The organism is Stenotrophomonas sp. YJH_SMC_73 (assembly GCF_059370155.1).
This window is the reverse complement of record NZ_JCAFTJ010000010.1, coordinates 112,118-136,730: the sequence shown is the minus strand read 5'-3', so window position 1 is coordinate 136,730 and position 24,613 is coordinate 112,118. Positions and strand designations below refer to the sequence as shown.

General features: G+C 64.1%; 17 protein-coding genes and 2 pseudogenes. 6 read left to right on the top strand and 13 right to left on the bottom strand.

Translation table 11 applies throughout. The features are described 5' to 3' along the window. The first annotated feature begins 144 nt into the window (after positions 1–144). Positions 145–1,011, top strand: a complete 867-nt coding sequence (locus AC5P8R_RS16465; RefSeq protein ID WP_197621083.1) for a methylglyoxal synthase — start codon at positions 145–147, stop codon at positions 1,009–1,011. A gap of 325 nt (positions 1,012–1,336) precedes the next feature. On the opposite strand, the gene AC5P8R_RS16460 is transcribed toward AC5P8R_RS16465, so the two are convergent. From AC5P8R_RS16460 to ttcA, 3 genes are read right to left on the bottom strand one after another with little or no spacing between them, the layout of a single operon-like run. Beyond that, positions 1,337–2,116, bottom strand: coding sequence for a M48 family metallopeptidase (locus AC5P8R_RS16460; protein WP_032962385.1), 780 nt, complete (start codon positions 2,114–2,116; stop codon positions 1,337–1,339). Positions 2,117–2,175: 59 nt separating this feature from the next. Further along, complete coding sequence (locus AC5P8R_RS16455; RefSeq protein WP_005411825.1) at positions 2,176–3,081, bottom strand: recombination-associated protein RdgC; 906 nt, start codon at positions 3,079–3,081, stop codon at positions 2,176–2,178. 36 nt (positions 3,082–3,117) lie between these two features. Next, entirely contained in the window at positions 3,118–4,038 is a 921-nt protein-coding gene (gene ttcA, locus AC5P8R_RS16450) for a tRNA 2-thiocytidine(32) synthetase TtcA (protein WP_032962383.1), read from the bottom strand. A gap of 91 nt (positions 4,039–4,129) precedes the next feature. Here ttcA and AC5P8R_RS16445 point away from each other — a divergent pair, with 91 nt between their 5' ends. Further along, complete coding sequence (locus AC5P8R_RS16445; protein WP_032962381.1) at positions 4,130–4,333, top strand: YdcH family protein; 204 nt, start codon at positions 4,130–4,132, stop codon at positions 4,331–4,333. Positions 4,334–4,433: 100 nt separating this feature from the next. On the opposite strand, the gene plsB is transcribed toward AC5P8R_RS16445, so the two are convergent. From plsB to AC5P8R_RS16420, 5 genes are all read right to left on the bottom strand, one after another. Further along, positions 4,434–7,070, bottom strand: a complete 2,637-nt coding sequence (plsB, locus tag AC5P8R_RS16440; protein ID WP_032962379.1) for a glycerol-3-phosphate 1-O-acyltransferase PlsB — start codon at positions 7,068–7,070, stop codon at positions 4,434–4,436. Beyond that, a complete protein-coding gene (locus tag AC5P8R_RS16435; protein ID WP_014645453.1) occupies positions 7,070–8,023 on the bottom strand; it encodes a hypothetical protein in 954 nt (317 codons plus the stop codon). The genes plsB and AC5P8R_RS16435 overlap by 1 nt, the downstream gene beginning before the upstream one ends. 316 nt (positions 8,024–8,339) lie before the next feature. After that, on the bottom strand, positions 8,340–9,161 hold the full coding sequence (locus tag AC5P8R_RS16430; protein ID WP_495223636.1) for a S1 family peptidase: 822 nt from the start codon (positions 9,159–9,161) through the stop codon (positions 8,340–8,342). Positions 9,162–9,379: 218 nt separating this feature from the next. Continuing rightward, a complete protein-coding gene (gene pyrF / locus AC5P8R_RS16425; protein ID WP_014645451.1) occupies positions 9,380–10,105 on the bottom strand; it encodes an orotidine-5'-phosphate decarboxylase in 726 nt (241 codons plus the stop codon). Then, positions 10,102–11,025, bottom strand: coding sequence for a 5'-nucleotidase, lipoprotein e(P4) family (locus AC5P8R_RS16420; RefSeq protein ID WP_495223635.1), 924 nt, complete (start codon positions 11,023–11,025; stop codon positions 10,102–10,104). The genes pyrF and AC5P8R_RS16420 overlap by 4 nt, the downstream gene beginning before the upstream one ends. A gap of 101 nt (positions 11,026–11,126) precedes the next feature. Here AC5P8R_RS16420 and AC5P8R_RS16415 point away from each other — a divergent pair, with 101 nt between their 5' ends. Then, positions 11,127–11,777: a YceH family protein gene (locus AC5P8R_RS16415; protein ID WP_445978593.1), complete on the top strand. Its 651-nt coding sequence runs from the start codon at positions 11,127–11,129 to the stop codon at positions 11,775–11,777. 131 nt (positions 11,778–11,908) lie between these two features. Here AC5P8R_RS16415 and AC5P8R_RS16410 read toward each other — a convergent pair whose 3' ends face one another. Continuing rightward, entirely contained in the window at positions 11,909–12,433 is a 525-nt protein-coding gene (locus AC5P8R_RS16410) for a GNAT family N-acetyltransferase (protein ID WP_014645448.1), read from the bottom strand. A 240-nt stretch (positions 12,434–12,673) separates the two neighbouring features. On the opposite strand from AC5P8R_RS16410, the pseudogene AC5P8R_RS16405 reads away from it, so the two are divergent. Beyond that, a pseudogene (locus tag AC5P8R_RS16405) lies at positions 12,674–13,077 on the top strand (transposase); the annotation flags it as partial. Positions 13,078–13,200: 123 nt separating this feature from the next. Here AC5P8R_RS16405 and AC5P8R_RS16400 read toward each other — a convergent pair. From AC5P8R_RS16400 to AC5P8R_RS16390, 3 genes are read right to left on the bottom strand one after another with little or no spacing between them, the layout of a single operon-like run. Beyond that, positions 13,201–13,767 (bottom strand): DUF4304 domain-containing protein, encoded by a 567-nt coding sequence (locus AC5P8R_RS16400; RefSeq protein ID WP_080052954.1) that lies wholly within the window; start codon positions 13,765–13,767, stop codon positions 13,201–13,203. Then, positions 13,764–17,645: an RHS repeat domain-containing protein gene (locus AC5P8R_RS16395; protein WP_495223634.1), complete on the bottom strand. Its 3,882-nt coding sequence runs from the start codon at positions 17,643–17,645 to the stop codon at positions 13,764–13,766. The genes AC5P8R_RS16400 and AC5P8R_RS16395 overlap by 4 nt, the downstream gene beginning before the upstream one ends. Before the next feature lie 13 nt (positions 17,646–17,658). Next, a complete protein-coding gene (locus tag AC5P8R_RS16390; protein ID WP_289213838.1) occupies positions 17,659–20,295 on the bottom strand; it encodes an RHS repeat domain-containing protein in 2,637 nt (878 codons plus the stop codon). Positions 20,296–20,799: 504 nt separating this feature from the next. On the opposite strand from AC5P8R_RS16390, the pseudogene AC5P8R_RS16385 reads away from it, so the two are divergent. Together AC5P8R_RS16385 and AC5P8R_RS16380 are read left to right on the top strand one after the other, a co-directional pair. Beyond that, a pseudogene (locus AC5P8R_RS16385) lies at positions 20,800–21,183 on the top strand (hypothetical protein); the annotation flags it as partial. A 504-nt stretch (positions 21,184–21,687) separates the two neighbouring features. Further along, entirely contained in the window at positions 21,688–22,044 is a 357-nt protein-coding gene (locus AC5P8R_RS16380; RefSeq protein WP_014645445.1) for a hypothetical protein, read from the top strand. 532 nt (positions 22,045–22,576) lie between these two features. Here AC5P8R_RS16380 and AC5P8R_RS16375 read toward each other — a convergent pair. After that, a complete protein-coding gene (locus AC5P8R_RS16375) occupies positions 22,577–24,553 on the bottom strand; it encodes a UvrD-helicase domain-containing protein (protein WP_197574340.1) in 1,977 nt (658 codons plus the stop codon). Positions 24,554–24,613 lie beyond the last annotated feature (60 nt).

The window sequence follows — 24,613 nt, the reverse complement described above, 5'->3', positions numbered from 1 at the left end:
GCAGGAACCACGGCCGCGCAGCGGTACCGCTGCCAGCCACGCTAGCGAGGCAGGCTTCCGCGACAATGAGAAAAATTGGAAAAGCATCCGCATCGGCGAATGCCGACATACACTGCCGCTTCTACCCGTCCTACGGAGCGCTCGATGCGTATCGGCCTGGCCGCCAACCGTCTCCATCACCACGATGCGCGCGCGGCGCTGTTCCGCTGGCTGCGTGCCAGCGAGGCAGGCCTGCGCGAACTGGGGGCGTCACTGCATGCGGTCGGGCGCACCCACGATGCGATCGAACGGCAGGGATTCCTGGCCGGCTACGGCGGCCTGCACCGGTATCCCTACGGGCGCGAGGGGGGCCTGATGAAGCTGGTGGCCGAAGTGGTCGGCATGGGGCCGGAGCGGACACTGGACGGTGCGATCTACCTGATCGACCCGGTCGATCCGTCCTCGGTGTTTCCGGAAGCAACCGCGCTCAAGCGGCAGTGCGTGATCCACGGCAAGCCGTTCATTTCAACCGTGGCCACTGCACGCGACTGGATCGAGGTGGAGCGCATCCACGCCGGGCTGGCTGCCGACACCGGTGCCGACGACCTGCATGCCTTCCAGGGGCAGACGCTGGCGCTGATCGCGCATGATGCGATGAAGCCGGCGATGCTGGCCTTCGCCGATGAACACTTCGATGTGCTGGCCCGGTTTGGCCAACGCGTTGCGACGGGCACCACCGGGCAGCGCTTGAACGAGCTGGCCTGGAGCCGGGGTTGGCCCAGCGATACGCCGTGGGTGACGCGTTACCAGAGTGGCCCGATGGGCGGCGATGCACAGATTGCCGACCGGGTGCTGGAGGGGCGCTGCCAGCGCGCGATCTTCTTCGAGGACCCGCATGTGGCACGCCAGCACGAGGCCGATATCCAGCTGCTGGAGCGCGCGGTGACGACGGTGACCGACCAGGCGGTGTGCATCACGGCGCCGCGGGTGGCGGCACGCTGGGCGGCAGCGGCGGCGTTGCGGGCGGGGTGAGGGTTTCGGCCAACGGCTGAGCCCCTCGTGGTGGGTCGTTCAAATCAGAAGCCGTGCTCTGCCGGGCGGGGTGGATTGCGCAGGGGTCGCTGCAAGTACGTCCTTGCAAGCTCGGTCGCCGCATCCATGCGGCTCACGCTCCTGCGCAACCCACCCCGCCCGGCCACGGACAGTTTCCTGTGTGCCCATCACGGAAGAAAGAAGGGAGAGCAGGAGCGGGTCGCGCGCTGCGCGCGCTTTTGTAGAGCCGAGCCATGCTCGGCTGCTGTCGATCGCGAGGGCTGGATATCCGCGCCACGCGCGTCAGCCGAGCATCGGCTCAGCTCTACAGCAGCTGGCGAAGCATCGCCTTCAGCCTGCGCCCTTCCAGCTGGAAGTAGTCGCGCTGCTCGCGCCACGCGGGGAAACGTTGTTCCACTTCGTGCCAGAACGCGGGCGAATGATTCGGCTGGATCAGGTGGCAGAGTTCGTGCACCAGCACATACTCGAATGCTTCAGGGCGCCCCAGCACCAGTGCCAGGTCCAGTGCCATGCTGCCGTCCGGCGCCAGCGAGCCCCACTGCGAAGACATCACCTTCAGCCGCAGGCGGCTGGGTGCACGTGGCAGGGTGGGCAGGTACTTCGGCAGCCAGCGGCCGACATCGGCGCGGGTCTGTGCTTCGTAGAACTCGCGCAGCAGGCGGCGCAGGGTGGCATCGCCGGCACGGGTCGGCCACTGCACGCAGGCGCCGTGTTCGTCGATCTCCAGCCGCGCATAGCGGCCTTCCTGCCAGCGCAGCGGCAACAGGTCGCCGCGCAGTGGCAGCACGCCGTCCTCGCCCGGCTGCAACGGGGCGGGCAGGCCCTGGCTCTGGTACTGGCGCAGCTGCAGCGCCAACCAGTCGCGGTGCTGTTCCAGGAATCGCTCGCCCATCACCAGGCTGGCCCGCGGCGGCAGCGTCAACCGTGCGCCGCGCTCGTCCACGCTCAGCTTGATCCGGCGCGCGCGCGGATCGCGCACGCGCAGCACCTCGATCTCGGCATCCTCCAGGCGCAGGCGAACGGTGTCGCGCTGCACGGTAGCGGGCGGGGTCGGGCTGATCAGGCGGCGCAGCAGACGGCTCATGCGCCCAGCATAGCGCTGCTTCGGGCCGCCGGATGACCGGCGGCCCACAGGGTGCCTGTTCAGTCAGCCTTGCTGAGCTTGAACGCTTCTTCCAGCAACAGGAACAGGCGGCGGATCTCGGCGCTCTGCAGGGCGAAGCGGGCGTCGAACTCGGCGCGGCGGCCGTCTTCGTCGGCATGCTCCAGCTGGTCCAGTGCGCCGTCGAGGAACTTCAGCTTGCGCACGATCAGGTCGTCGCCGATCACGAAGGACAGGTTGTCCTCGAAGATCAGCGCCAGCTTGGTCACCTGCTTGCCGGCGTCCAGGTGCTTGTCGATCTCGTCGCAGCGCAGTTCCTGGTGCTGGCACTTGACCACGGCGCCGCCTTCCACCGGATCCTTCATCTCGCACTCTTCGCCCAGGCTCAGCCCGGTCGGCAGCGGCTCGCCGGCGATCCAGCCGGTCAGGATCGAACGCGGTGCGACTTCGGCGTTCAGCGGCATCGCCGGGAAGCTGCCGAGCAGGCCGCGGATGTCGGACATGAAGTACTCGCCGGTCTTGCGGCTGGAGGTATCCACCGCCACGTAGCCGTGCTGCAGGTCGATGAAGGCATCATTGCGCGAGGACTTCACGAAGGCGCGCGGCAGCAGTTCATGCAGCAGGTCGTCCTTCATCCGCTTGCGCTCGCGGCCACCCGGGCGGCGGCCTTCCTTCTCCTCGATCTCCTCCAGCTTGCGCTCGAGCAGGTCGTTGACCACCGCCGCCGGCAGGATCTTGTCCTCGCCGCCCACGGTCAGCCACAGGTGTTCGGCGATGCGGTGGGAGAGCAGTTCCTTCTCCTCGCGGCCGAACGGCGAGATGAAGCCGCGCGAATTCATTTCCAGCGCGCCGACCGGCTTCAGCAGGGCGTGCGGCAGCAGGGTGTCGACTTCGGAAAAATCGGTGGTGGTCGGGAAACGGAAGAACGTCAGGTTGCGAAAGAACATGGAATTCCGGATGGCGAAGAGGAAGGGCGCCCGACCTTAAACGGTGGGCGTCTCGGGATCTGCGTCGGCGTCGGCCGGGGAGCCGGCCAGCCAGGCATGGGCGTCGGGCAGCGGCGCGTCGTCGCGACGGCCCAGCGCCATGAAGTCGAACAGGGTGGTGTCGGCCAGCTGCGAGGGCCGGACTTCACCCATGGCGCGCGCGATCTGCTCGATGCGGCCCGGGTGGTCCTTTTCCCATTGCTTCAGCATCAGGCCGACCTGGCGGCGCTGCAGGTTCTCCTGGCTGCCGCACAGGTTGCAGGGAATGATCGGGAACCGGCGTGCCTGCGCGTACTCGACGATGTCACTCTCGCGCACGTAGGCCAGCGGCCGGATCACCACGTGCCTGCCGTCGTCGCTGCGCAGCTTCGGCGGCATGCCCGACAGCTTGGCGTGGTGGAACAGGTTCATGAAGAACGTGGCCACCATGTCGTCGCGGTGGTGGCCCAGCGCGATCTTGGTGAAGCCGTGGGTCTCGGCGTAGTTGTACAGCGCGCCACGACGCAGGCGCGAGCACAGCGAACACATGGTCTTGCCCTCCGGGATGACCCGGCTGACCACCGAATAGGTGTCCTGCTCGATGATGTGGTACGGCACGCCCAGGCCTGCCAGGTATTCCGGCAGCACGTGCTCGGGGAAGTCCGGCTGCTTCTGGTCCAGGTTCACCGCCACCAGCTCGAACGGCACTGGCGCCTTCTTCTGCAGCTGCAGCAGCACGTCCAGCAGGGTGTAGCTGTCCTTGCCGCCGGACAGGCACACCATGACCTTGTCGCCGGCCTCGATCATGCCGAAGTCGGCAATCGCCTCGCCGACCTGGCGGCGCAGGCGCTTGGCCAGCTTGTGCTGCTCGCGCTCGGCCACGCGCGGATCGCGGGCGGCGCGCGGTGGGGGATCGGGAAGGGAAATCACGGCACTCATGGGTTCCATTCTAACGGCTCGGAGCCGCCCCGGCCGGGGATCGGGATTCCCCTCTCCCGGCGGTCATCATCGCTGTGTATGCTCGGAGGCTGTGGACACCTACAGCCCCGCCGAGATCGTCGAGCGCCTCGTCGCCCTGCGCGCCGAGCACCGCCTGCTGGATGAACAGATCACCCGCATGGCCGCCAACGGCGAGGACGAGCTGGAGTCCAAGCGCCTGAAGCGGCGCAAGCTGCAGCTGAAGGACTGCATCGCCAGGCTGGAAAGCCTGCAGATTCCCGACGAGCCGGCCTGAGCGGTGGCCCATCCACGCATGGCGTGGACCTACTGCTTCGCCCCGGTAGATGCCAACCTTGGTTGGCATGCCGTTCGCCGGGCAGGACCCGGCGCTGCCTTCAATCCTGCGGCGCAGGCTCGTCCGGGCGGGCCGCTTCCGGGCTGACCCGTTCGATGGTGTGGCGCAGCTCACGGCCCAGGATGAACTTGGCATCCTTGGCCCAGGCATCCAGGCGCTCGTCGAACAGCAGCTTGCTGTTCTCGTCCGGCCACACCAGGCGCAGTTCGCGCAGCTTCTGGATGAAGCCACGGAACAGGGACTTGTCGAAGAACTCCGGCGCGGCCGGCGCATAGAGCAGGCTCAGCCGCTGCGCGGCCTGCTGGCACAGGCTTTCCAGCTCGGCAGCGCCGAGCACGCCGGGGCCGTTCTTCACCAGCACCGAGATGGCAATGTAATAGCGCTCGAACGCCTGCTGCAGCGAATGGCCGATCGCGCGCAGGCGGAACACCTCGTCGGTCTGCCCGGTGTTGCGCGCCAGGATGCCGCCGTCGTCATCGTTGACGTTCTGCAGCAGGCCCTCGCGCACGAACACATCGATGGTCCGGTCGATGCGCTGGGCGAACTCGTCCTCGCTCCACGGCAGGAACAGCTCGGCCTGGAGGAACGGGTACACCGTACGGCCCAGCTGGACCAGGCCGGTGCGGCTCATGCGGCGGTTGTTCTGGAAGCAGCAGGCCACCCACGACGAGGCGGTGAACAGGTGCACCACGTTGTTGCGGAAGTAGCTCAGCAGCACTGCGGTGTCGCCGCTGACGCTGAGCACATCGCCCAGCGGGTGCTTGATGCGGGTGAGGACGTTGATCTCCTCGGCGTGGGCGATGATCCGCTCCGGCGAGTGCGGCGTCACCGTCACCCGGTCCGAGTACGGCATCTCGACCAGCAGGGTCTTGCACAGTTCGATCTGCGCGATCAGGTCGGCCTCGCCCATCGCGTGCTTCGGCGTGGACAGCAGGGCCAGCGCCAGCAGGTTGATCGGGTTGACGTCGGCGGCGCCATTGATGCGCACCTGGATGCGTTCGGCCAGCGTGTCCACCGTGGTCGACAGCCAGGCAGGCTTTTCGTCCTCGGACACCGCCTCGCCCTTCCACTCCGGCGCCTTCTCGGCCAGCACGTCGTTCAGCGCGATCGGCTCGCCGAAGTTCACCACCACCTGGCCGTAGTTCTGCTTGAGCACCTTGGGGATGCCCCACAGCAGCGACCAGATCGATTCCTTCTCCTTCGGCCGGCCGGACAGTTCGTCCAGGTAGCTGCCGCCTTCCATCAGCTTCTCGTAGCCGATGTAGATGGGCTGGAACAGCACCGGCTTGCGCGGCTGGCGCAGGAACGCGCGCAGCGTCATCGAGATCATGCCGCCCTTGGGCTGCAGCAGCCGGCCGGTACGCGAGCGGCCGCCTTCGACGAAGTACTCCAGCGAGTAGCCGCCGGCCACCAGCTGCGCGACGTATTCGCTGAGCACCGCCGAGTACAGCGCGTTGCCACGGATCGAGCGGCGGATGAAGAATGCACCGCCCTTGCGCAGCAGGGTGCCGACCACCGGCAGGTTCAGGTTGATGCCGGCCACGATGTGCGGCGGCACGATGCCACGGTCGTACAGCAGGTAGGACAGCAGCAGGTAGTCCATGTGGCTGCGGTGGCTGGGCACGTAGACCACTTCGTGCCCCGGCGCGGCGGCCTTGAACTTGTCCAGGTGGTGCACCAGCACGCCCGCATAGATGCGGTTCCACACGTGGCTGAGCATGAAGCTGGCCGAGCGCACTACCGGGCTGGAATAGTCCGCAGCGATTTCCCAGGCGTAGGCGTGTGCCTTCTTCCAGGCATCGGCCGGCTTTGAGTTGTCGCGCTTGGCCTGTGCGGCGATCGCTTCGCGTACCGGCTCGGCGGCCAGCACCTGGTCCACCAGCAGGCGCCGGGTCGACAGGTCGGGGCCGATCACCGATTCACGGATGCGTCGGAAGTGCGTACGCAGCACGCGCTGCAGCTTGCGCACCGTGCGCTCCGGCTCCAGGCCTTCATCCACGGTGTTGCGCAGGGAGATCGGCGGGGCGAAGCGGACGATGGTGCTGCGGCCGTTGAGCAGCACCGCCAGCAGGCGACGGAAGCGGCCGACCAGTGCCCAGTTTTCCGAGAACAGCACCGCGAACCAACCGCTCTGCTTGTCCGGGGCGCGGCCGACGAAGATCGACACCGGCACCAGGTGCACGTCCAGGTCATCGCGCACGCGGTGCGCCTGCAGGACCTTGGCCAGCGAGTCGGAGTGGGTCTTGGCGCCGCGCTGCTCGGGAATCAGCGAGTTGCTGGAGCTGCGCCGCGACAGCGCCAGGTAGGCGCGCTTGCGGCCGGTCGGGTCACCGGCCAGCGGCACCAGCGGCGACGGCAGGCCCGCCTGGCGGCAGGCCTTGTCCAGGATCAGCGCGTTGGACAGGCCGTAGTCTTCCAGCACGTACATGACCGGGCGGCCATCGTTGTACTGGCCCGGGTCTTCCGGTTCGATCTTCAGCGACAGCCACGGCTCGACCAGACGGCCGAGCAGGCGAGCCCACAGCGGGCGGCGGCCGGCCGGACGCGCGTGCGCGGGCGGCGGTACCGGGTTCGGGCCGGTACCGGTCGAGGGGGACGCCGGCACCGTATCGGCGGGCGTCGACTGGGATTCTTCGCCGGGGAACGGCAGCGGGTTCTGTTTCGACATCGGCGCCATTATGGCTTAGGCGGCGGCGTTGCCGCTTCCCCACCTTCGGCGGGGGCTTCAGCGGCTGCCGGCGACGCGGCCGCGCGGGCCGCGTCGGCCTTGCGCAGCAGCGCGTCGGTGTCGGCCAGGGTACGGGTCAGGTACCAGTGGCCCTCGCGCCGGCTCAGTGGCAGCTGCAGGCTCATCTCGCGGCCGGCCAGGTCGTAGTGCAGGCGTACCAGCGCATTGTCGCCTTCCACCGAGAGCAGCTCGCCCCGTACGCTGCGAAGCGCGTCATCCACGCCCAGCCCGTAGCTGCCAAGCACCGCCTTGAGGGTGTGGATGAACGGCGCCAGCTGCTGCAGGCTGCCCTCCATGCCAGCCGCCTGCAGGCCAGCCTCGTCATCGAAGCCGACCTTGCCGGCCGCGCCGACCAGCGCGGCGATGGTGCTGCGTGCACGGGCGCGGTCACTGATCGGCGCGCCCTGCGCCCAGACAGCAAGGGTTTCGACCAGGGCGATGTAATGGGCCTGCTGGCCGGGCGTGTAGCCCTTCTGATGGCGCAGGTACTGCACCCCGAAATTGCCCATCGACTGCGCGGCCTGGCGCACGGCGCTGGCCTGGCCGGCCAGCTGGCGGTCGAAGCTGCGCTGCAGTTCGGTGCTGGCATCGGGCTTGCGCAGCGCGGCCAGCATCGGCAGCAGCTGGTCCCCCAGCGGCAGCTCGGTCAGCGGCCACTGGCTGTGTCCCTCCGCCCAGGCCTGCTGCAGCCGCTGATACTGGCCTGGCGGTACCGACAGCTTTGCGTAGCCGACCAGATCATCTTCGGCCAGGCGCAACGCCATCGCCTGCACCGCAGCCACCGGTTCGGCCGCCGGCCTGGCCGGATCGTTCACAGACTCGCGGCATGCCGCAACGGCCAGCAGCAGCATGGCCGCCAGCCCCCATCCACGCGCAGACCTTCCTCGCACCGCCACGCTCATGCACTCGGACTCCCCGGACCGGCCCGCATCTTGCGGCCTGCGACGTGACAGCGGCAAGCCGTGCGGTCACGTTTCCAACCAAGGGGGTCAGATCCCTTCTGCCGGCAGGCAGAAGGGATCTGACCCCAGAACCACCAGCGGGATAAAAAAAGAGCCCGGATCACGGGGATCACAGGCTCTTCAAACCGGCACGGGGCCGGAGGACAGTGTTGTGGCACATGTCCGGTCCGAGGACCGGATGGCGGCGATCCTACGCTGCCCTTCAAGTTAAGGCAACACTTCACGTAATGCCATGTATGTATTTGATTTTATTGAATCAATCGTGCTGCCAGACGGATTCAATGAAATCTACGGCGTGTTTTTCGGCGATTCGGGCATAAATCCCCGGATAGCCGGCCAGCGCGCAGCCCTCGCCCCAGCTGACGATGCCGAACTGGGTCCAGCCTTCACGCAGGCGCAGCAGCAGCGGCCCGCCGGAGTCCCCCTGGCAGCTGTCGATGCCCTCGCGGCCGGCGCAGATCACCTTGCCGCGCGACAGTTCCCCACCGTAGGCCTGCTGGCATTCATCGAATGCCACGAACGGCACCTGCACGGTCTGCAGCTGGATCGGGTAGACCCGGCCATCGCCGATGTCGGTGTCGCCCCAGCCGATCACGGTGAATTCGCGGCCCGGCTTGAGATAACTGGCGTCGGGCCGCAGCCGCAGCGCCACCGGCTGTGCACCGTCCAGGGGGGCGTTGAGCTGGATCAGGGCCACGTCGTGCTCCAGCGAGTTGCCGCTGTTGAATGCCGGATGGACGTGGATCGCCTTGACGTTGGAGGCGCGGGGCGAGGCTTCGGTGGACAGGGCCGCGGCGTTGCCGACGACGGCGATGCCGCCCGGCGCTTCCCCCTGCATGCAGTGCGCGGCGGTCAGCACCCACGAAGGCGAGATGAGGGTGCCCCCGCAGAAGTGGCGGTCATGATCCGAATCGCCGTCGAAGATGCCCTGGATGCTGACCATGAACGGGTACTCGCCAGCCGGCGCTGCTTCACCGCCGATGATGCGCGATGCTTCGCGCACCTGTGGCGCAGCGAAGGCGGGTACGGCGGACGCGGCCAACAACAGGCCGATGAACAAAGAGGTGCTGCGATACATATCCCTGTACTCCTCTATCAATGGTTGGAACCGGCGCGGCCGCGGTCCGTGCCGGTGCATCGATTGGGAAGCAGGGATGAAGCCTGCAGCGCGAACGCGCGCACAGTTTCGGTGCAATGCGCTGCCTGCGACAGTCGCAGGCCAACAATTGCGAACGCCATCCCGCATGGATCGGAATGGCGTTCGTGGTGCCGGCGTGACCGGCGTCAGCGGTGGGCTCAGCGTGCAGCCAGAGCCGACGCGATTTCCTGCTGGATTGCCTGCGCAGCGGCCTGCGGATCAGCCGCCAGGCGGATCGGGCGTCCGACCACGATGGCGTCGGCGCCATCGGCGAAGGCCTGGGCCACGCCAACGGTGCGCTTCTGGTCATCGCCAACCGGACCACCGGGACGGATGCCCGGACAGACGATCGAGAACCCGCTACCGGTCGCGGCACGGATCGGTGCAGCCTCCTGGCCCGAGGCGATCACGCCATCGACGCCCGCTGCCTGGGCGGCCAACGCGCGTTCGACCACCACGTCCACCGGCTCGCGGTCGACGCCCATCTGCGCCAGATCGGCGCGCCCCATCGAGGTCAGCACGGTCACCGCCAGCAGGCGCATGTCGCTGCTGTTGGCGGCCGCGCAGGCCTCCATCATCGCCGGGTGCCACCCATGGATGGTGGCGTAGCTGACCGGCCACTGCGACAGGCGCTTGATCACCGCTGCAGCGGTCGCCGGGATGTCGAAGAACTTCAGGTCGACGAACACGCGCTTGTCGCGGCGGGCCAGCTCATCCAGCACCTGGAAGTACTCGCCGGAGGCGAGCAGTTCCATGCCGATCTTGTAGAACGCCACGCTGTCACCAAGGCGATCGACCCAGTCCAGTGCCTGCACGCGATCAGGCACGTCCAGCGCGAAGATCAGGCGCTCATCGGCGCGCAACGGCAGCGGTGCGCGGCTCACGGGGCGTAGTCCAGGGCGGCGCGCTTGGCGTCGTGGCGGGCCTGGCGCGACTGGCTGTAGTCGTTGTTGAACTGCGCCGGCTCGAAACCGCCGTAGGTCGGGTTCGGCAGCATCCACCAGCGCTCGCCGAACCAGTCGTGGTAATGCTGCAGCAGCGCGTCACGGCCGTCGTTGGTGTTGGCGGTCACTTCGACGAAGTCACCCAGCTGGTCACCGAACTGCATCAGCACGCGGTACTTCTGCCCTGCCAGGCGGCGGCGGCAGTTCTTCTCGCTGCCGGCCTGCTCGCAGCCCGGCACCACCGTGCCCAGGCCAAGGAACACGCTGTCGTCGGCCACCGGCAGGCCCTGCTCGCGCAGGTTGGCCAGGGTCGCGTCCTTCAGGTGCACGGCGCGGTTGGAGATGTAGAGCAGGGTCACGCCCTTGGCATTGGCGGCCTTGGCGAAGTCGACCACGCCCGGGATCGCCTTGGCCTTCTTTTCGGCTACCCACTGGTCCCAGGTCAGTTCGTCGTATTCCTTGCCATCGCGCACCAGGCGCGCCTGGTAGGGCGAGTTGTCCAGCACGGTCTCGTCCACGTCCAGCACCACGGCCGGCTTCAGGCCCTTGGCGTCGTTGCCGCGCTCTTCCGGCACCAGCGCATCCCAGTGGGCTTCCTTCAACGCCGCATCCAGGTGGTCGGCGGCGGCGCGGTAGGTCTGCTCGGTGATCGCCCTGTACTCCTGCGCGCGCTGCATCCACAGCACTGCGTTGAGGTTGTCGTTGGCGGTGGCATCGAGCGCGCCGTCGGCCTTGGCGGCGGCAGCGGGCGCCTGCGGGGCCGCGGCTTCGGCGGCGGGCGCCTCCACGCGCTTGCAGGCGGACAGGCCCAGCGCCGCAGTGGCGAGCAGGGTCAGGGACAGGGAAACGGGACGACGCATGGATTCACCGGCAATCAGATATACCGGCGCATTTTACCGGCAAAGCCGGCCCCGGGACGGCTATGCTTGGCGGTTGACCCGTTGCCCTTCAGGAGGCCGCCATGACCGATTCCGCCCAGACCCCTGACGTCCCCCTGCTCGACGCCGTGCAGGCCCGCCTGCTGGGCTGCCTGGTGGAGAAGGAGGCGACCACCCCGGACACCTACCCGCTGACGGTCAACGCGGCCCAATCGGCGGCCAACCAGAAGACCGCGCGCGAGCCGGTGATGAACGTGGACGCTGGCAGCGTGCAGCACGCGCTGCGCCAGCTGGAGGCGTTGGGCCTGGCCCGCCAGCACTTCTCCTCGCGCGCCGATCGCTACGAACACCGCCTGCAGGCCGCGCTGGACCTGACCCGGCAGCAGACCGTGCTGCTGGCGCTGCTGCTGCTGCGCGGTCCACAGACGCTGGGCGAGCTGGTCACGCGCAGCGAGCGCCTGCACCGCTTCGCCGACACCGACGAAGCCCGCCATGCCATCGAGCGCCTGCAGCAGCGTGCCCTGCTGGTGGTGCTGCCGCGTGCCAGTGGCCAGCGCGAAGACCGCTACATGCACCTGCTGTGCGGTGAAGTGGATGGCGCGGCGCTGGCGGCGAAGTACGCCAGCAGCAGCGGCAGCAGCGATGCGGCCGAACCGGGCCTGGCCGAGCGCGTGGCCCAGCTGGAAGCGGCCGTGGCCGAGCTGCAGGCACAGCTGGCCGAACTGCGCGGTTGAGGCAATCTACTGGGGTCGGATCCCGCAAGGCGGGCTCTGACCCCAGTGCTATCCCGGGTTGCCGGCCAGCGGCCGGCACTACCGGATGTCCTGCCGATGCAGTGCAGACCAACTGTCGGCACCCACTATGATCAAACCTCGGCCGCGCCCGGCGTGGCATACAGCCGGCTCGGGCTGTCCACGCCCGGCAGCTGGATCACCCCGCGTTCCTGCATGCCCAGGCCCAGCAGGATCTTTCCGGACACCACGTTGTCCAGGTCGGTGATGCCATACAGATCGTGCAGGCCCAGCGCTCCGCGTGCATGCGCGAACACTGCCCGCGCCGCCTCGCCGGCATAGCCCTGCCCGGCAAATTCCGAAAGCACCGCATAGCCGATATCCGGCCCCGGCAGGCCATCCCGCCGCACCAGCCCGGCATTGCCCAGCCAGGCACCGTCGGACAAGCGCTCGATGGCATACATGCCGAACCCGTTCAACGCATAGCTGTGCAGCACCCGCAGCGCGATGTACTCCCGCGCCTGCGCCTCACTGCGCACATCACGGTCGCCGATGAAGCGCACGAAGCCCGGATCGTTCAACAACGCCAGCATCTGCACGGCATCACGCTCCGGATCGATCCGGCGCAGCCGCAGACGTTCGCTTTCAATCGGATGCACGCCCAGACCCTCCAACAGAAAGCCCGATTGTGCCCCAGCCCCCGGCTGTTGCTTTTGATTTTCTCTGCGTTGCCGCGGTAGGACGCGCCCGGAATCCTTCAGAGGCCGGGTGGGGCGGGTTCGCGGGGGTACCGGCGCCATGGATGGCGCGAAAGAGGATGCTCTGAACAACTACCCGGGTAGTGCCGGCCGCTGGCCGGCAACCCGAGAGACAATGCGGCTCATGTTGAGGAGCCATCCATGGCATTGCATGAGATCGCCTCGATGCGGTTGTTCGCCCGGCCCGGCGGTCCTGATGCGATTCCGGATGAAACCAAGATCCTCAATGTCCGTCGTCTGCTGGAGCTACACGGCCTGGCGGCGAAGATGCTTGAAGCGGTGAACGCGCACCTGCCCGAAAGGGCCAGAGCCTGCGCGCAGGCACGATCGTGGATCGCCTCCATCATCCACGGGGCAGCTCAACCAAGAACGCCGCAAGGGCGGGAGATTCTGAGATGCACGAGACCCGCAAGGGCAACCCGTGGTACTTCGACATGAAGGTCCATATCGGTGTAGATGAGTTTTCAGGCCTGGTGCATCACGTGAAGTGTACTGCGGCCGATGTCGGTGACATGACGGTCACCCATGAGCTGCTGCATGGCAAATAAGACTGGGTGTTCGGCGACAGTGGCTATACCGCCGCAGACAGGCGTGCTGAGCAGCACGTATGGAATGTCGGGATTGTCCAGGCGGCTCTTATGTATTTCCTGCTCGACTTTACAGAACCTTCAACCGATATCACACCCAATCCTTCGTGCAACTTCCATGGATCTATCACTCCAGTCCCCACGCGCTTTCTCATGCACCTTACGAAGAATAGCGCATGCACTTTGAATGTCCCCGCCTTGGCATTTGAGGATCGCCAGATAGATCTTCGGCAGGGGGTAATTTCCATGTACGGCTTCCAAGAATGCCTCCATTGCCTCTTGAGTTCGCGACCTTTCCAAGAAAGGGAGAACATGTGTTCCCAGTGTCATGGCGACGTTCTTTGGAGTTTGGTCATCATTCAGAGGCCACCAGAGATCGTGATTGTTGACGATCTCTCCAACGCGAGCACGCACGATGCAAAAGGGCTCTTCCACAAATCCTTGAGGCTTGTAGCCCCATGCTTTCTCGAAGGCGTCGACTTGCAACACACCGGCATTAATCGTCGCAGTATCGCCAGACTTACCTACCTGAATATCAATAACCTCAACAATTGAATCAATCGTGCGATTCCAAAGTGCGCCCTTTCGGTTGAATCCAAGGGGTGCAAGGACCTCATCTGTGCGCGCAATGAGTTTCTTTATTGTCATGGCTTTTTAAATTTATCCGGGTCGTAATAGATGACTCGTGCACGCATGCCGAGCTGCTTTTCGTAATTTGCAGTTTGCCGAGCGCCCGCTGCCATACCAGAAGGTGTATTCGGCTTCAACTCGAGGATTCGACCATTCGGTGTGACTGCATCAGGTTTGTAGACCTTACCGTCAGCTCCAATCATTCGCGGCTCAGACTGCCAGCCAGGTTTCGCTGCAATCCTTTGGGCTAGAGCGGCGTGAGCTGCGCGTCCAGTTGCAGCGGCAGCATTCTCTCCGCCGCGCGTAGCCCGAACAGCAAGTGTACCCCCAGTGGCAGTGCCCGTCACACCAGCTGCGTCAGCCGCAACGTTCGCTGCAGTGGCGACTGTTCCTGGGTTAGCGAGGGCTATCATGCCAAGCTCCCACACGACGGGAGCTGCCATTGCAGCTGTTACGACGAATGCGGGTATGATAAAGCCAGGGTGATCGAAAGCCTTAGAATCCTTAGCAAATGTATCGCTAAATCTATCACACGATGGGCACCGGCCATCTGGGTCCCTGAATCTGTACGGATTGTTGTAGGCATAGACATAGCGGTTGAAATGCCGCATGTCTCCGTGATCCAGTGCTGTAACAGGATCAACCGACAGAAATCTACCAATGACGGGTTCGTAATAGCGCTGCCCCATGTAGATTAGGCCTGTATCTGAATCCGCAAGATGCCCTGAATAGCCCGGGATCTTTGCGCTAGGTGCAGCATCTACTTCACCATACGGCGACCAGAAGTGGCGCGTCAGCACAATACCGTTGGCGCCGCTGGTCGCCGTTAGGGTATTGAGTGCATCGTGATGAAGATAGGTGAGCGTGTTGCCCGTGGCGGAGCTGGTGCGAATAGCCAGCAACCGCTTGCCGAGGTAGATGTAGTCGGAGGTTTCCTCGCCCTCGGTGGATTCGATCAGCTCCCCGCCCACCAAGTACTGCCAGGTGTGGTCTAGATTTCCGACCGAAAGATCCGGCAGACCTACATCGCCTCCAGGGATGGACACCTCCCAGTCGTGGGCAACATTTATCAACTCCTTGCCTGAGATGGGCGGGGCAGTGGGTACTGAAGAATGTGCACGCCGTCCTGCTCCATCGTAGAAGTACTTCTGCACATCTCCCACTGAACGGAGCTGGCCGCCTATATCGTAGGTGAGCGCCTGACCGTTACGCGTCACCAGATTGCCCGCAGAATCGTAAGAGAAGCCAGAGACGCCATTGCCACCGGGGTCCCGCAGCAACTCCAGGCGATTGCGGGCGTCGTAGTGGAACGTACGCTCCCGCTTTCCCGGCAACCGCATCGAGACGATGTTGTCCAGCGTGTCATAGCCGAACGTGTATTGCCCACTGCCACCATAGGCTGGAGCACTGGCTTGAATCAGCCGGTCGAGGCGGTCGTAGCCCAGGCTGATCGTCCCGGAGTCGCCGCGCACGCCATCGCGGATCTGGGTGATGTTTCCTGCTGCGTCATAGCTATACTTCAGATCGATCACACCACCGTCGACGATACGGTCGGTCAACTGTCGCGCGTTCTCGATTACGCCACGTACGATGCCGTTGCCGTAGGTCAGCGCGGTGGTTTCGCCACTGGGGGCGTAGGCGACGTTGCTGGCGAGCACGGCGCCGGTGCCATCTTGCAGCTGTACGGGCTGGCCCAAGGCGTTCAAGGACTGCCGGACGGAGTAGCCATCGGGATAGTCCGTACGGATGTGTTGCCCCATAGGGTCGTAGCCAAATGCCAGGGACCGGGCGCTAGCGCTACCCACCACACGGCTCTGACTTGTCACCGCCCCGAGTGAGTTGTAGGTACGAGTGGTGACAACCGCAATCCGATCCTGATTAAAGACCTTTTCGATCTTCAATTGGCCAGTCGGGGTGTACTCAAGCTGTTGATCCCCAAGACCATCGGGATATACAACAGCCTGCAGACGATTGCTGGCGTCGTAGTCACGCGAAACACGGCGAGAAGCAATCTGGGGCGCGTCGCGATTGCATTCCGTCACGCTGGGCAAATCCAGCCCGGTTGCGCTCCAGGAGAGATTCCCCGCCGCGTCGTAGCCGAATACGCTCGACCCAGTCTCAGGTTCGATGACCTTGCACAGCCGGAGGTTGTCGTCGTAGACGTATCTCCGGGCAACCGTCGGGGCCGGATTGTCTGGATTGACGGGCACGACAGGAGCGGCCTTGGCGGTGGCAACTGCCGTGGCAACCGCGTCGCCGGTGACCGAGAGCGTAAAGCGGCTCGTTCCGGCACCGATTGGCACAACAACGGAGCCGCTGGCTCCACTGCCTACCACCGAGCCGCCATCACGCTTTAGCTCCGCGCGCGAATCCGTGGCCGACCAGACCAAGGTGATGTTGCAGGTCTGGGCATCCGATGCAATCTGGCACGTGGCCGGAGTTGCGGAAAGCGTGCCACTGGGCGCCTCAGGCACTACAACTGATCCGGAGCCGTCAAGGGTGTTGTTGGGTTGTCCAACGGGGGAAATTCCATGGACATAGATCGGTTGCCCAGCCTGCAGGCGGCGCTGCTCGTTGCTCATCTGAAGCGAGAAGCGATGATTGCCTCCAGCCTTGCAGGACGTAGCCACGGCCGGCTCACTCGCCAAGTCGGCCTTGCCGGTCAGGAAGATCGTCCCACCACTGCCGGCGGCTCCACCGGTGTAGGCATGAATGTCAATCGACGAATCAATGCCCGTCGAGCACGCCCAGCCTCGAATCTGACCGTCGCTGGTGACACCATCGATGTTGCCGATTACCTTGGACGGCGGCCCGTTGACCGTGACCTGAACATTGTCGCTTTCCCGACCAAACCATTCTTTGCCCTCTTCCAGCAACCGCCATTGGAAGCTGTAGACACCTGGCAATGAAGGAGCTACCACGTCGAATTCAAAGAACGCAGGCAGCTGTGGACTGACGTCATTCGGCATTGGAACCCGCGCCCTGCCCCAGCGGACATTGTCATTGGGATTCCAGGACCCCAATGCATAGCCCGCCGACGCCGACCACGTCGTGTTACCCGTGTTGGTGAACTTCAGCTTGACTCGATAGGTCCGCCCGGTCTCCATGCTGGTCGGGACCTCTTGCTCATACATGACGCCGCGATTGAGCCTTCCGGTCGTCTCAAAGATCTGCTCGCTGCTGGTGCTACCGAAGCGAGCACCATTCCGGTTCATTTGCCATTGGAGCGTTGTCGGTCCGTTTTCACTGGCCGCTACTCCGCTGAACGCAAACGTTGCTGTGCCACCAGGAGCCACGTCGTGGGGTACGGCAACCTCGGCAATTCCGAGTTTCGTGGCGCCGGAAACGTAGCGCTCGGCCTGACCCAGTCGATAGCCTTCCCCTGCTCGCCACGTTGTGTTGCCCGTGTTCCGGAAGGTGACAGTACCGCTGAACGGGGTTCCTCTATCGGCCGAATTAGGCCAGCTTGCGGAAACGTACTCCGCGCCGTCAAATGGGGTTGGCGGTGCCGCCACCGTGATCGTGATCGTGGGTGAGATCAGCTGTCTGTAAGACTCATTGCCGTTGAAGTTGCGCACGCCAAATGCCTTGTAGACATACTGATACGTACCCGCCGACAGGCCGTTCTCGGTATAGGTCCCGTTCGGAAGTCGGGAGATCACTTGGCCATTGCGCGTGAGCTGTATGTCTTCCAGATACTCAGCTTTGGGGCCAGTGCTTGTGACGCCACTTTTGAGCTGCAACTGATAGGTTGCTGGTGCCGTGTAGGAGATTTGGGCTGGCCCAGTGAGTTCAATCCAAGCGTCAGCGTGTGCCACCTGGCACAGGAAGATGATCATCAGCCCCAGCAGAACCGCCGCGGCCATGCGCAGTTTTTCAGTGTTCACGAATGCCATCCTTGACGTGGTTTCAGTTTGCGGACTGGGCCACTTCGGTAGTGAGGCCAAATGCATTCCGTTTTATGCTGACTTTGCTTCCGTCGGCACGAATGATCTGCGCAGGCCGTTCATAGTCCGGTCCTTCAAAGGCATCAAACCGGGTAATCGTCTGATGGCCGAGCGGATCAACGACGGTAGTCGTAGCATTGCTGCTGTAGGCAATGGTCGTGATCAGCAGGCCTTGCTCGCTGTCCTGGGCCGAGGAAGTTTTCCTCCCAAGTGCGTCGTACTCAGTCCAGGTGCCGGTCGCCACATTGCTATCCTTTGAAGGGTAGGAAGTGAAGATCGGGCGACCCTCGCTGTCGTAGCTGTTCCTGACCCACCGTTGGGTCCCCGCGATGTCGTTTGCATCGTATTCGCGCACCAGGAGCGGCTGCCAAAGCGCATCGAGATAGGTTTCCTGACGCCGTGCCCCTTGAGCGTTATCGACTCGCCAGTGTCCCGGCGAAAGGCCGTACTCATCGGCCGCGACCTGCTGGAACGAGATGGTTGTCTTGGTCCACTGGTTCTCATCGACTGGTGGCTGGACCTCCTTCACGCGACCCATCGAATCGTGCTGATAGGACGTGGTCCTCTGCAGCGCATCCGTGGTTGAGGTGATCCACCCGTTTCCGTCGGCCGACATGCTGTTGGTGGTGCCATCAGGATTGGTGACCAGTCGCGGTACACCCCGATACCAGTCCTGGATTTGGGTCGTATTTCCCTTTCCGTCACGCACTGTACTGATCGTGCCATCCGCGGCATAAGTCACACTCTGCAGTAGCGCTCCAGCGCGATAGACGGCATTCGGCTTGGCCATGGCGTCATAGCTATATCGCGTGGTGACCTTCCCGGACGCAACCTCCTTGACGCTCAACACCTGATCCAAGACCCAAGGGTTGGGCGTATCAAGATGCTCTCGTATCTCGGCCTTGGATCCGGAGGGGCCAGTGTAAGTCACGCGTGCCGGACGGGCATTGCGATTGAAGTCGCTGTAGACCACGCGATAGGTATCGCCATCCTGACTGAATTGGCTCTCGCTCAGCGCACTCAGCGTGCCCGCCAAGAACTGGCCTGACTGAAGTCCAATTGACCGTCCTACCCGGACGGCAAACGGACCTGTCTCGGAACCAAAGGTGTAGGTGCTTAGCTCATCACGTTGCACCTGGCCGGCCGCATCCAGAATCTGCTTTTGGAGGAGCTTTCGTTCGTTCAAGCCCGGATCTGCGCCATAGCGTTCGCGAATCTGCGTGCCATCCGGCTTGGTCAGGCTGGACCAGCGCCCACCTCCCGGCAACTGCAGGTTGTAGCCTCGCGTACTCACCATCGAAGGCAGTCCGGGCCCCATGATGCTGCGCTTCTTCAAGGACCATGCATCGTAATGCGACGGAAGGAGTCCGTTGCAAGGATCAGAGCGGATAAACAGCTCCATTTCAAAGTCGAAGATGCCTTGAGCACCTGACGGAGAGGTTACCGTCATCTGCGTGGGTGGAGGGGCATTGCCCGCGCGGATCTCGCACCCGCCCCCATCGTCACCGCCACGCAAAGGAAGGCTTGATTGAAGCCGCCCGCGATGACTGTAGGTCCAAGCAGAGCCATCCGGGAGTGTCACTTGGGACAAGCCGCCGTCATTTCCCTCCGTATCGCCCACATAGGCATACCGCCAAACTCGCCCATTGGCCGTGACTGTGGTCACCCGGCCGTCGCCATCGTAGCTCAGGTCAATCCGGCGTCCATCGCTGGACTCAATCCTGGTGAGCCGGTACCCGTCGTAACTATAAGACACCCAGTTCCCATAACGATCCTCAACACGCGATGCCAGAAGGTAGACGCGCTTACGCGCCATCATGCGACTCCCGGCCTTGGCTGTGGCGTAGGGCTTTTCCGCTCCCCAGTCAAAGAAGTACTTCTTGCCATCGGGCGTATGCCCCACGAACGCCTCGCCTGGGTATCCGTTGCGCGTTGCAGACAGACAAGTGAATCGCGCTCTGGACGCTGTCATCCACTTGGGTACCTCAAGGCCTGGCGCAGAGGCATAGGACGGGTCATCGGCAATCAGAAGTTCCTCGCCGGTTCCGCCATTCCACTTCACATCGATGCCAAAGCCGATGTCGGTGTAGCCCCAGGTCTCCAGCAGCAAGGGCGCGGTGTTGACCGAACAACGCTGCGTGGTCTGAGCCCCTTGGTCACCCGTGATCCATCCAGCGCCTTTGGTCCACACGCCCGACATATAAGGCACGACGATTTCCCAATCATCGAACAGTGTCAGACCCTTGGTCTCGCTATCGCGAAATCCTCGGTTAGTCGCCTCCACCGAAAAGCGTCGAGCGACGCTCACAGGAAGGTCAAAATTGCCGGGAATGGACACGTCCTCAATGAAGAACTCCGTACTACCGTCGAAGCCTGCGGTCCGATCGCCAAACACCTCATCGGTAGAGATAGCGGCGAGCGACTGCGCGCTCTTTATCCGCTTCTCATATTCTTGGTAATTGAAGAGCCCATCTTGCGCGGAAGCGTGGAACCCAGCCCCCAACGTAAGCGCTGCGCCCGTGATGATCGAGCAAAGTCGCGAATTAAGATAATTACTACGGGGGGATTTTCCCTCCCGCCTGTCCTTGGCAGAAATCATCTTCGCTACATCCTTGGATAAGGAGTGAAAGGAAAATCAGCTGCTGTTTGAGCAAAGAACTACGCCTATAGCTTCGCGTTGTCAAACCCCTATTGAGCGGAGCTGTAATGACCCACTAATTTTCCGATCAGGAGCTACGGCAATCTCCTACGGATTGGCCGCAGCCAGAAGTGAAACATCCTCTCAACCTATTCCGAGGCGATCTCGTGAGGAATTCACGATTCATCAAATTTCCTGCTGCACTTCCGCAAACCGATGCGCCAAAAACGCCACCAGGCGTCTTTTGCCTGCTCATCCGGGTGATGCGGCAAGATCGGGAGGTTGAGGCTCTTCTACAATCGCCAGCCATATCGGAGTGAAACCCTTTTCATCAACACCACCCCATCAGATAGCTCTCCATAGGATTTGAGCTCATTAACTGACGCGTCATGCCAGGTCGCCCCCGATGGCACCCGACCCCACACCCACTATTGTGCCAACCCCCACACGGACGAGGCGGCACACATGCCCTATATCGGAATCGGATTCCACGTACTGGCAGCCATCTACTTCGCGGTGCGCGCCATTCGCTCGGGCCAGAGCCTCTACTGACTCATCCTGCTCTTCTCGTTTCCGCTGCTCGGCAGTGTCGTCTACTTCCTCGCGATCTACTTCCCGGAAGCCCGCAACTCGCGCGGCGCCCGCCAGGCCATTCGCTCTGCCAAGCAGTTGATTGAGCCGGGTCAGGACCTTCGCAACGCTCGCGCCGAACTTGCGCGCACGCCCACCGTGCAGAACCGCGTTCGCTTGGGCATGACGCTGCTGGATGCCGGCCAGGCAGACGAAGCCAGGACCCTGCTCGAGCAGGCGGTCAGCTCGCCATTGGGCGACGATCCCTACATCCTGACATGCCGTATGGCTGGAGCTGATCAAAGCCGCGCTGAAGAGGTGCTGAGACCAAACAGTCTCAGGCGCCCCTGTCGCATCCGCCTCGTTTATGACCCCGCCGGGCGGATGTCGACAGTCCGCTGGCATCCACAACCAACATCGCCGATAGCCTTGCAGCGCTGGGCTCCGGCCCCGTTACACCATATGCAACGATTCTGAAAATGTTGAAAGTGATGACGGCATCGGCCCTACTGCATTGGCATCACGCATAGGTCCGCGTATTCCTTGCCGTGCCACCGAGCACTGGTGGTCGGGATTCGAAACCCCGGTTGTGTGGATGTTGTTTGCACGTTGCCAGCCGGCACCGCCTCGTGCGGTGCCGGCTGGCAATCCGTCGGCCGGCTATGGCGGGCGATGCGTGGAGGCCTAGAGCCTGCCCGGTCATCCACACACGGGGTTTCGAACCATGCATCGTCCGCCACCTTTATCGGTGGCGGCTTCTGCCTGCACGCAAGGAGCCCAGCCATGACCCAGCCCCACTCCCCTGCCCCGCACCCAATCCACGACGTGCCCGCGAACGGGCCGGCGCTGGATCCGAGCACCCTCATTGCCCTGCTGCACAGCATCGGCTCCGGCGCTGCTTCCGATGGCCAACCCTGGCCGGAACGGCATCAGATGCCCGGCCGACGATTGGCCCTGGCCGACACCGACTGTTCGTTGGCGGGCCTGCGCGTGGTGCTGGAGATCCTGCTGGCCGCTCAGCGCGCCCGCGAGAACGGCGAACTGGAGCAGTACGTCGGCCCGCGGGTCATGGAAGGTCTGATCATGGCCGGGCTGGGACTCACCGCGCACGCCAGCACGCGCCTGCAGCCGGAGGGCTGAGTGGTGCGGCACCCGTGGGTGGCGATGGCGCTGTGCCTCGCCCCAGTGATTGCGGTACCGCGCCAGTGGTCGGTACCGTCCATACCCTCACCTCTCGCGTTCCAGAGCCTCTCTGGCGTGCGCTATTCGCAACTGCGTCGCCAAGCGGTCCAGTTCGTGAAGGCACAGCCGAGGCAGGGATTCCAGCTCGTCGAACGACATGCAGACGGCGCTTTCCGGATTCACTGCAGAGACGTTCCAGTGCTGTGGTTGGATAGGCGCTCGCAGCATTTGCTGCTGCGGGTTTCACTGGATGCGAAACAGCGAGCGCCCGACGTTCTGCAGTTACGGGCGCTGCTGCAACGACAGATGCATCCATTGGACTACCTGGAACAGGTGCTTGCTGGCGTGCCGGAGCCTGTTTTGATGGATCGGGTGCGGTGGATACTTGCCGGTGGGTGCCCGATGGGGCGCGATGTGGCACGCAATAGTCGAGCGTGGCTCGACTCTAAAGAGGGAATGCTGCGCTCAACGAGGAGTGTTCAGACCCCACTTAGTCGAACAACGCCTCGATCGCCGCCAACCCGGCACTTGCCCGCTCCTTCTTCCGCGCCGCATCGGCCACCGGGTCCGCACCATCGCGCTGGATCTCCTCGGCCGGGATCTCATCGAAGAACCGGCTCGGCTTCAGCCGCACGTGCTCGCCAAACTTGCGCGTGAGCTTGCTGTAACTCATCCACAGCTGGATCTTGGCGCGGGTGATGCCCACGTACAGCAGGCGACGTTCTTCCTGCAGGTTGCCCTCGTCCAGGCTGACCTGGTGCGGCAGCACGCCGTCCTCGCAGCCGACGATGAACACGTACGGGAACTCCAGGCCCTTGGAGGCATGCATGGTCATCATGCGCACCTGGTTGCCGCCCTCGTCCTTGTCGCTGCGCGACAGCAGCGCCAGCTGTCCGGCCAGGTCGGCCGCAGTGGCACCGCGCGGGCCGCCCTCGAACCACTGCGCCAGTTCCTCGATGTTGTTGGCACGGCGCTGGTAACTGGCTTCTTCCTTGGCCTGCTGGCGAAGTTCGCTGAGCAGGCCGGACTCCTTGGCCACCTTGCGGATCATGTCGCCGGAACTGACCTGGCGCATCTGCGCACGCAGGTCGCGCAGGATGTCGGTGAAGCGCGCCAGGCTGTTGGCCGCACGCGGCGGCAATTGCTGCAGGGCGCCGATCGCCTCGGCGGCCTGCGCCATCGGCATGTCCTTTTCCTGCGCCAGTTCGGCCAGCCTGGCCAGCGTGCCGGCACCGACATCGCGCTTGGGTGACTGCACCGCACGCATGAACGCGGTGTCGTCGTCCGGGTTCACCAGCAGGCGCAGCCAGGCCAGCGTGTCCTTCACTTCCTGGCGCTCCAGGAACATGGTGCCGCCGGTCAGGTGATAGGGAATGCGCAGCAGCTGCATCGCCTTTTCCAGCGGGCGCGACTGGAAGTTGCCGCGGAACAGGATGCAGAAGTCACTCCACGGCACGTTGCGCGATTGCGCCACGAAGGCGATCTCGGCGGCGACCTTCTCCGCTTCATGTTCGCTGTTGCGGCATTCCCACACGCGGATGCGTTCGCCGTCGGCCTGGTCGCTCCACAGCTTCTTCAGGTGCTCATGCGGATTGTTGGCGATCAGCGCGTTGGCGGCGCGCAGCACGCGGTTGGAGCAGCGGTAGTTCTGCTCCAGCTTGATGATTTCCAGCGTGGGGTAATCGCGCCCCATCTGCTGCAGGTTTTCGGGATTGGCGCCGCGCCAGGCGTAGATCGACTGGTCATCGTCGCCGACGCAGGTGAAGTTGCCCTTCTCACCGGCCAGCTGCTTGAGCAGGCGGTACTGCGCGTCGTTGGTGTCCTGGCATTCGTCCACCAGCAGGTAGCCGATGCGCTCGCGCCAGGCCAGCGCGATCTCCGGGTTCTCTTCCAGGATCTGCACCGGCAGGCGGATCAGGTCGTCGAAGTCGACCGCATTGAACGCGGTCAGCCGCAGCTGGTAGCGCTCGTAGACGCTGGCCGCTTCCTTCTCGCGGTTGCTGCGCGCGGCGGCCATCGCCTGTTCGGGCGACAGGCCAGCGTTCTTCGCGCGCGACACCAGGTTCTTCATGTCCTCGATGTCATCGGGCTTGGCGCCGTACATCAGGTCCTTGATCTGCGCGGCGGCATCATCGGCATCGAAGATCGAGAAACCGCGCTTCAGGCCCACGGCGGCATGTTCGATCTGCAGGAACTTCAGGCCCAGCGCATGGAAGGTACAGATGGTCACCTCGTCGGCGTCCTGCTCGCGCAGGCGCTTGGCCACGCGCTCGCGCATTTCCTTGGCCGACTTGTTGGTGAAGGTGATCGCAGCGATGCGGCGGGCCGGGTAGCGGCCACAGCCGATCAGGTGGGCAATCTTCTCCACGATCACGCGCGTCTTGCCGCTGCCGGCGCCGGCGAGCACCAGCAACGGGCCTTCGACGTGCAGGACCGCGGCAGCTTGGGGAGGATTCAGACCGTGCATGGGGACAGGATTGTAGCGGGGTGCCGGCAGCCCCACCTGACTTGCATGGCGCCCGCCCGT

What these genes read in the sequence shown, in the direction of transcription:
- AC5P8R_RS16465 (WP_197621083.1), top strand. Translation starts at nt 145, where the DNA reads ATGCGTATCGGCCTGGCCGCCAACCGTCTCCATCACCACGATGCGCGC.
- AC5P8R_RS16460 (WP_032962385.1), bottom strand. Translation starts at nt 2,116, where the DNA reads ATGAGCCGTCTGCTGCGCCGCCTGATCAGCCCGACCCCGCCCGCTACC.
- AC5P8R_RS16455 (WP_005411825.1), bottom strand. Translation starts at nt 3,081, where the DNA reads ATGTTCTTTCGCAACCTGACGTTCTTCCGTTTCCCGACCACCACCGAT.
- ttcA (WP_032962383.1), bottom strand. Translation starts at nt 4,038, where the DNA reads ATGAGTGCCGTGATTTCCCTTCCCGATCCCCCACCGCGCGCCGCCCGC.
- plsB (WP_032962379.1), bottom strand. Translation starts at nt 7,070, where the DNA reads ATGGCGCCGATGTCGAAACAGAACCCGCTGCCGTTCCCCGGCGAAGAA.
- AC5P8R_RS16435 (WP_014645453.1), bottom strand. Translation starts at nt 8,023, where the DNA reads ATGAGCGTGGCGGTGCGAGGAAGGTCTGCGCGTGGATGGGGGCTGGCG.
- AC5P8R_RS16430 (WP_495223636.1), bottom strand. Translation starts at nt 9,161, where the DNA reads ATGTATCGCAGCACCTCTTTGTTCATCGGCCTGTTGTTGGCCGCGTCC.
- AC5P8R_RS16420 (WP_495223635.1), bottom strand. Translation starts at nt 11,025, where the DNA reads ATGCGTCGTCCCGTTTCCCTGTCCCTGACCCTGCTCGCCACTGCGGCG.
- AC5P8R_RS16415 (WP_445978593.1), top strand. Translation starts at nt 11,127, where the DNA reads ATGACCGATTCCGCCCAGACCCCTGACGTCCCCCTGCTCGACGCCGTG.
- AC5P8R_RS16400 (WP_080052954.1), bottom strand. Translation starts at nt 13,767, where the DNA reads ATGACAATAAAGAAACTCATTGCGCGCACAGATGAGGTCCTTGCACCC.
- AC5P8R_RS16395 (WP_495223634.1), bottom strand. Translation starts at nt 17,645, where the DNA reads ATGGCATTCGTGAACACTGAAAAACTGCGCATGGCCGCGGCGGTTCTG.
- AC5P8R_RS16390 (WP_289213838.1), bottom strand. Translation starts at nt 20,295, where the DNA reads ATGATTTCTGCCAAGGACAGGCGGGAGGGAAAATCCCCCCGTAGTAAT.
- AC5P8R_RS16380 (WP_014645445.1), top strand. Translation starts at nt 21,688, where the DNA reads ATGACCCAGCCCCACTCCCCTGCCCCGCACCCAATCCACGACGTGCCC.
- AC5P8R_RS16375 (WP_197574340.1), bottom strand. Translation starts at nt 24,553, where the DNA reads ATGCACGGTCTGAATCCTCCCCAAGCTGCCGCGGTCCTGCACGTCGAA.